This window comes from Streptomyces triticirhizae (assembly GCF_003696235.1).
Lineage (GTDB): Bacteria > Actinomycetota > Actinomycetes > Streptomycetales > Streptomycetaceae > Streptomyces > Streptomyces triticirhizae.
The window spans coordinates 1-6,959 of record NZ_RFFJ01000260.1; the positions used below are offsets into that span (position 1 = coordinate 1).

Annotated in this window: 6 protein-coding genes and 2 pseudogenes; 2 read left to right on the forward strand and 6 right to left on the reverse strand. The window is 76.2% G+C overall.

Going from position 1 to position 6,959, the window contains the following annotated elements; translation table 11 throughout:
- Both EBN88_RS30875 and EBN88_RS27425 read left to right on the forward strand, forming a co-directional pair.
- A pseudogene (locus EBN88_RS30875) lies at window positions 1-977 on the forward strand (serine/threonine-protein kinase); the annotation flags it as partial.
- A 128-nt stretch (window positions 978-1,105) separates the two neighbouring features.
- Window positions 1,106-1,909 (forward strand): FHA domain-containing protein, encoded by an 804-nt coding sequence (locus tag EBN88_RS27425; protein ID WP_122399737.1) that lies wholly within the window; start codon window positions 1,106-1,108, stop codon window positions 1,907-1,909.
- 19 nt (window positions 1,910-1,928) lie between these two features.
- Here EBN88_RS27425 and EBN88_RS27430 read toward each other — a convergent pair whose 3' ends face one another.
- The 6 genes and pseudogenes from EBN88_RS27430 to EBN88_RS30890 form a co-directional block, all read right to left on the reverse strand.
- Window positions 1,929-3,329 (reverse strand): aldehyde dehydrogenase family protein, encoded by a 1,401-nt coding sequence (locus tag EBN88_RS27430; RefSeq protein WP_122399738.1) that lies wholly within the window; start codon window positions 3,327-3,329, stop codon window positions 1,929-1,931.
- A complete protein-coding gene (locus EBN88_RS27435) occupies window positions 3,329-4,411 on the reverse strand; it encodes an AMP-binding protein (protein ID WP_122399739.1) in 1,083 nt (360 codons plus the stop codon). Before EBN88_RS27435 ends, EBN88_RS27430 begins: the two co-directional genes overlap by 1 nt.
- A gap of 76 nt (window positions 4,412-4,487) precedes the next feature.
- The gene (locus EBN88_RS27440) at window positions 4,488-5,099 is read right to left on the reverse strand and encodes a 3-deoxy-7-phosphoheptulonate synthase (protein WP_122399740.1); all 612 of its coding nucleotides are present in this window, start codon (window positions 5,097-5,099) and stop codon (window positions 4,488-4,490) included.
- 12 nt (window positions 5,100-5,111) lie between these two features.
- Window positions 5,112-5,711 (reverse strand): 3-deoxy-7-phosphoheptulonate synthase, encoded by a 600-nt coding sequence (locus tag EBN88_RS30880; RefSeq protein WP_158621551.1) that lies wholly within the window; start codon window positions 5,709-5,711, stop codon window positions 5,112-5,114.
- 5 nt (window positions 5,712-5,716) lie between these two features.
- Window positions 5,717-6,460, reverse strand: coding sequence for a hypothetical protein (locus EBN88_RS30885; RefSeq protein ID WP_158621553.1), 744 nt, complete (start codon window positions 6,458-6,460; stop codon window positions 5,717-5,719).
- Window positions 6,457-6,959, reverse strand: a pseudogene (locus tag EBN88_RS30890) (hypothetical protein); the annotation flags it as partial. The gene EBN88_RS30885 and the pseudogene EBN88_RS30890, both read right to left, overlap by 4 nt.

Here is a 6,959-nt window from a genome sequence, read left to right on the forward strand (position 1 = left end):
TGCCGCTGGTGCCCGGCGGCGACGGCGGCCCGGACGGCGACGACCGGGCGGGCGGCGGCCCGGAGCACTCGACGGACGGCGGGCCCGGCTCGATCGGCGCCCCGCGCACCGCCGACCTGTGCGCGCTGGCCGACGCGGCGGCGCTGGGCCGGTTCGGGAGCGTGCGGGTGGACGCGGACTTCGGGAACTTCGACCAGTGCGACGTGCTGATCACCCCCGAGGAGGAGGACCGGCTCGCGCCCGGCTCGCGCATCGACGTCTCCCTCGCCCTGCGCCCCGGCGCGCCGCCCGAGGCGGGCGAGTTCTCCCGCACCCTGGGCGGGGTGGGGGTGCTGGAGGAGGAGCCGGAGGACGACGAGTGCGCGTTGACGCTGGTGCCGCCGGCCGCCGAGGCGGAGGAGCTGGTGGTGGGGCTGCGGGTCACCGAGGAGCACGGCCCGGTCGCCGGCGGCCAGGCGACGCTCTGTCTGCTGGCCGAGGCGGTCGCCGACAACGCGGCCGAGGTGCTCAACGAGGGCCGGGTGCCGCGCCTGGCCACCCCGCACGCGGCGAACTCGCTGGCCTGGACGAGCGCCTGCGCCTTGCTGGACGCCGAGTCCCTGGCGGGGCTGCCGGGGCTGGCCGAGGACGAGCCGGAGGTCGGCGTGCGGGAGTGGTCCTGCGAGTGGGCGAACGAGGAGAAGACCCTGGGCGCCGAGGTGGCCTTCCACCGCGACCAGCCCAGGACGGCGCCCGAGGGCGAGCCGTTCCGGCCGCACGGCTTCGACACGGTCGTCGAGGAGGAGGGCAACGGCGAGGGGACGTGCACGGCGTTCGTCGAGTACCGCACCTACGGCGGCCGGGACGCGGACACCTATGCGGAGATGGTCCGCGTCCATGTGCGCGCCGACCCGGCCGCCGACCGGGGCATGGACGAACTGTGCGCGGTGGTCCGGGGGTTGGCGGAGGCGGCCGCCGCCGAGCTGCCGGCGGCCTGACCGGGCGGCCGGCTGGCGGCCGCTGGGAGGGGTCACGGGCGGGCGGCGGGACGATGGCCCCCGCTCCCCCGACACCCACCGCGCGCGACGCGTCCGCACCCGGCCGACGAAGCGAGAGGAACGCCCCGATGAACCCCGACCCTCCCGAGAGCCTGGCCCGCCTGGCCGTCGAGCGGAAGCCCGCCGCGCCCGGCACGCTGCACGCCCGCACGGTCTCCGGCAGCGTGCGGGCCGATCCCCGCTCGGTGCGCACCGTGCGCTTCGGGCGGGCCGGGGAGCCGGTCAACGAGCTGAAGGTCGGCGGCGACGACACCGGCGTCAGCCGCCGCCACGGCGAGGTGACCTTCCACGACCACGGCTGGTGGCTGCGGAACACCGGGCAACGGCTGTTGCGGCTGCCGCGCGGCCAGTTGGTGCACAGCTCCACCGACCCTGTTCCGCTGGCGCCCGGGTACACGCCGGTCTTCGTGCGGGGCTTCGGCTTCCGGGAGCACCTCGTCGAGCTGTATGTCGCCGACCACGACGACGCCGGGCCCGGCGCGCGCGAGTCCGCCGACACCATCCCGCCCCAGCGGTGGCCGCTGGACGACGCGGAGCGGCTGGCGCTGATCGTGCTGGGCCAGGAGTACCTGCGCTACGACCTGGAGCCCAGGCCCCTGGTGTACCGCAGGGCCGTGGCCCAACTCGAAGCGCTCCAGCCGGAGTACGGCTGGACCAAGCGGCGGGTCGAGGAGCGGGTGGGCGCGGTGCGCCGGCGGCTGCACCGCAGCGGGCGGGTGGCGGCCAAGCTGGTGCGGGAGGCCGACGACGACGCCAGCGACGCGACGCTGATGCACAACCTGCTGCGGGAGCTGGTGGACTCCACGACGCTGGTGCCGCCGGACCTCACCGAGCTGGAGCTGGCGCTGGACGCCCTCGACGAGGAGTTCTGAACGTCCGAGGTCCGAGCGGTCATCGGGCGGCGACCACCGCCTCCTCGCGCAGGGCGACCACCGCCTTGTCGCGCATCAGGAACGCGCCGAGGTAGCCCTCGTGGGGCAGGTGGGGGCCGCCGTGGCTGGTCGGGGCGCCCAGGTGGACGTTGCCGACCGTTGGCTCGTGGAGCAGCGCCTCGATCAGCGCCTCGTCCTCGGTGTGGGCGGTGACGACCAGCGAGCCGCGCAGCGGGGCGATGCCGTCCGCCGGCGCCCAGGGCGCCACCGTGACGCAGGGGAAGGGGAGTTCGCCGCCGACCAGGGGGTGGTGGGCGTCGCCGACGGTGAGCACGGCGGGGCCCAGCACCACACCGCCCTCGGGGTGCGGGGTGGCGATCCGGTCGAGGGGGATCTCCGGATGGGCGCCGGCGCGCCGCAGCTGGCTCAGGAGCGCCTCGGCGGTCGCCTCGTTCACCCGGGGCCCGAGGTGGCGGTCGGTGGTCTGGCGCCCGGCGGCCTCCTCGGTGAGGGCGGCGGCCAAGGCGGCGGCCAACGCGGCGTGGTCGCCCTCGACGAGCACCGCCGAGGTGTTCACGCAGGCCGCGCCGGAGAGCGCGGTGACGGCCTCGGCGATCGAGGCGACGGTGCGGCGGGTGTGGTGGCCGCGCGTCACCAGCGTCTTGGCACGCCCCGGGCCGCCCACCTTGATCGTCGGCTCGGCGCCGTAGCGCGCCCTGACGTCGTCGCCGCCCCAGACCAGGCCGAGGTCGGCGCGGCGCAGCAGGGTCTCCGCGCCGGCGTGGCCGGTCGGGAGGCACACCGCGTCGGTGGTCCGGAAGCCGGCGGCGCGCAGCGCGGCGACGACGCGGTGCGCGGTGAACGGCTCGCGGCGCGAGGGGCGCACCGCGACGCGGTAGCCGAGGGCCAGAGCCTGGAGCCAACCGTTCTGGATGGTGGGCGTGTTGCCGGAGAGCACGGCGGCGAGGGTCTCGCCGCGCCGCGTCCACACCCCGCTGCCCGGCCCGGCGGCGGCCTCGCGCCAGGAGCCGAGCGAGCCGACCGGCCGGGCGCGGTCGGCGCGGGCCGGCGCCTCGGCGACGGCGGTGGCGACGGCGCGGCTCAACTCCTCGGACAGCGGCGCGTTGTGGCCGGTCACCCGGCGCACCAGCGCCAGGTGTTGGGGGAACGTCAGCCCGCCGAGGGTGTCGTTCAGGAAGCGGTCGGCGGCCTCGGCGAGGCGGGCGGCCCGCTCGGGCGCCGGCAGCGGGGCGGCGCGCCGCTGGGCGGCCAGGGCCTGCCCGAGCAGCAGGTCGGGGGCGAGGGAGAGGCTGGCCAGGGGCGCGCCGTCCACGGCGTGCACGGTCTCGTGGGCGCGGGTGGTGTGGGTGCCCCGGTGGGTGAGCAGCGGCAGTTCGACGAGGGTGCCGGTGGTGGTCATCAGTAGACCCCCTGGATGACGGGCTCGCCGTCGAACGCGGCGAGCGGCTGTGGGGAGTTGAGGGCGTCGCCGACGCCGCCCTCGGGCGCGGGGGCCCGGATCGCGGAGTCGCGTTCCAGGTTGTTGGGGATGAACAGGCCGCTGCTGACATGGGTCATGCGGACCTGGCCGCGCTGCCCGTAGGGCACGGGCCGGTGGGTGTCGGGGTCGACGACGGCGAAGACGACGAACGGCGGGTAGCCGTCGTAGAGGGCGGCGGGCGGCGGCGCGGTGGGGGTGCGCAGCCGGGCGGTGGTCAGCACCATGGTGCTGCCGTAGATGTTCTGGATCACGGTGTCGGGCAGGGTGCCGGCGATGAGGTCGTAGGTGTCGTCGTCGAGGTGGGCGCCGGCGAGCGCGAGATAGCGCAGCGAGGCGCGCAGCCGGTCCACCAGGGCGTCGTGCAGCAGGAGTTCGGTGAGGATCGGCGGCGTGGTGGTGAGGGCGGCGATCCGCTGGGTGCGGATGACGTGCCCGAGCTGGTCGACCAGGTGCGTCAGATAGGCGTCGGGCCGGCGGCCGGCCGCTGTCTCCTTCTTCACCCAGCGCGGGTCGAGGTCGACGGTGTGCAGGACCGAGCCGAGCGCCCTGGCCTGGAGGCGGCTGGTGTGGCCGTAGGCGTGCGGGCCCGAGGGCATGGCGACCAGCCAGGGCTCGCCCTCGGGGAAGCCTGCGGCGCGCAACTCCGCCGTCTTCCACTCCAGGGCGCGGCGCACCCAACGGTCCGTGTAGATCAGGCGCTTGGGCGAGCCGGTGGTGCCGCCCGTCTCGAAGACGGCGGGCACCGGCTCGTCGACCAGCCCGGCGGGGACGAGGTCCTCGACGGGCCGGTCCCGCAGGTGCTCGGCGATGTCGGGGAAGCGGCCCAGGTCGGCGTAGCCACGGATGTCGCGGACGGGGTCGAAGTCGAGCCGCCGGGCGAGGTCGAGCCACAGCCGGGAGCCGGTCTCGGGCGAGAAGTGCCAGCGCAGGGCGGCCTGGAGGTACTCCTCGGGGTCGGGGTTGGCGGTGTCCTCAAGGGCGAGAAGGGGGTGCTGCGCCATGGGGATCTCTCCTGTGCGGGCTTGCGTGTGCGCGGGCGCGCCGGGGCGGGAACGGGCGGGCGTCGCGGGGCGGGGGTCAGGCGTGCCAGTGGCCGAGGACCGTGGCGGTCTGCTCCGGGTTGAGCCGGGGGTCGAGCAGGGTGCGGTAGCGGGCGGGGTCGTGGGGCTCGACGCCGTGCTCCGCGCACTCGTGGACGTCGTCGCCTGTGGCCTCCAGGTGGAGCCCCGCGGGCCGGCGGCCGGCCCCGGTGACGATCCGCTGGAAGGCGGTCAACTCGGCGACGATGTGCTCGACATGGCGGGTCTTGAAGCCGTGGACGCCCCTGACGGTGTTGCCGTGCATCGGGTCGCTGACCCAGTGGACGTGCTCGACGCGGCGGTGGACGGCGCGCACCAGCGGGCCCAGGCGGTCGATCTCGCGGTGGCCCATCCGGGCGATGAACGTCAGCCGGCCCGGCTCGTCCTCGGGGTTGAGGGCGGCGGCGAGCGCCGCGGCCTCCTCGGGCGCGGTGTCGGGGCCGATCTTGACGCTGACCGGGTTGTGCAGGGTGGCGGCCAACGCGATGTGGGCGCCGTCGCGTTGCCGGGTGCGGGCCCCGACCCACGGCCAGTGGGTGGTGGCCAGCAGGTGCCGGCCGGCCGGCTCGCCGGCGCGCAGGAAGCGCAGCTCGTAGTCGAGGAGCAGCATCTCGTGGCTGGTTCAGATCGGGTCGCGGCGCGCGGTCGCCCGGTGGTGGTCGGCGAGCGTGGCGTGGGCGGAGCGGGCGGCGGCGTGGGCCAGGGCGAGGCGGGCGGGCGAGGGGCGGCGGGCCTCGGGGGTCGGCTCGGGCGCGTTGACGATGGGGCCCCGGTAGGCGGGCAGCCGCTGCCCGTCGACCACCTCGAACTCGGCGGAGCGCGGCTTGGCGTACTGGCCGGCGAGCCGGCCGACGGCGACGATGTCGCGGCCGGTGCGGGTCCTCAGATGGGAGCGGACCTGGGTGAGGAACGCGACCTTGGCGCGGGTGGCGGCCGGCACGTCGGTGTCGATGTCCTCGACGCAGTCGCCGAGTTGGAGGACGAGCCCGCCGGCGGCGTCGAGCCGGGCCAGCTCGTGGCGGAGTTCGTCGACGTCCTCGCGGGTCACCAGGTCGCCGGGCGGCAGCGAGCGGAGCGCGGCGCGCAGCGCCGACCGGTCGGGCCAGTCGGGCTGTTGGCGGGCGGGCAGGGCGCGCAGCCGCGCGATGTCGTCCTCGACGCGCGGGGCCGGGCGGGGCGGCGCGGTGGGCAGCGTGGTCGTTCCGGGGTGGCGGGTCGTCATGGTGGTCAACCTTCGCGTCCGTTGCGGGTGCCGTTCACCGGGGCGTCCGTGGCTTCGGGCGCGTCCGGAGCCTCGGGTGCGGCCGGGGTGCGGGAGGCGGTCCAGACGCACCCGTGGCCTCGGGCGTCCTCGGTCAGTTGGTGGCGGGCGTTCAGTCCCTTGATGGTCACCATGGCGGTGGTCGCCGGCACGCAGTACTCGCAGGGCGCGCCCAGGGTGATGGGGACGCCGCGCCGTCGGGCGCGTTCCCGGTACTCCCAGATGGCGCAGCGGCGGATGCGGAGGGTGGCGCGCTCGGGGTCGTGGGCGAGCCACTCGGTGTCGGAGCCGTAGAGGTCGGCCTGGGCGGCGAGGCGGTCCAGGGGCACCCTGGCGTCGTGTTTCGCGGCGGGGTCGACGGCCGCGTAGATGATCCCGTTGGACCTGGCCCAGGCGGCCAGCTCCGGGAGGCCGAAGTGGTGGACGACGAACCGTTCCATCAGGGCCTGGCCCCGGAAGAACGCGGCCTTCCACTCCTGTTCGTCGTTGTTGTCGGGGAGTGACTCGAAGATCGCCTGCTTGACTTCGAGGAGCGCCCGCATGTGGGCGCCGGCGCGGGTCTCGACGACGAAGCGGGTCAGCCCGGCCTCGCCCTCGAAGAGGCGCCGCCGCCATAACGCGCCACGGGCGGCGGAGGCGTCGGCGGGTGGCTCGTCGGCGGGCGGGTGGACGGCGGGTTCGGGGGGCGCGGCGTGCGGGGTCTCGGTCATATGTGGTCACCTGTTCTGCTGGGGGTACGGCGGGGGTGCGGGTGCCGGCCGCGGGGCGTCTCGCCGCGCAGCAGGGGGACGACGCGGGAACAGAGCGCGTCGAAGTCGTTGCCGAGGATGAACTGGAAGCCGTCCACGCCGTCCTCGTCGAACCAGCGGCGCAGCTCGGCGCCCAGCTGCTCGGGCGTGCCGACGAACCGGGCGTGCTCGCCGAGGAGCGCCGCCTCGGCGGCGAACCGGCCGACGGTCAGGCCGGGTTGGCGGGCGAGGTCCCACAGCGGGAGGTAGTGGGAGCCGAGGGTGGCGAAGACCTCGTCTGGCGTCTCGGGCAGCAGGTCGGCGGGGAGCGGGTCGGCGGGTCCTGCGTCGCCCAGCGGCAGCCGGGGGAAGCGGGCGCGCAGCGCGTCCAGCGCGGGCCGGCCGCCGCCGGCGTGGGCGCGCCGCCGCTGGGCGTCGAGGAGGCCGGCGGCCTCCTCGGGGGTGGCGGTGATCCGCGGGA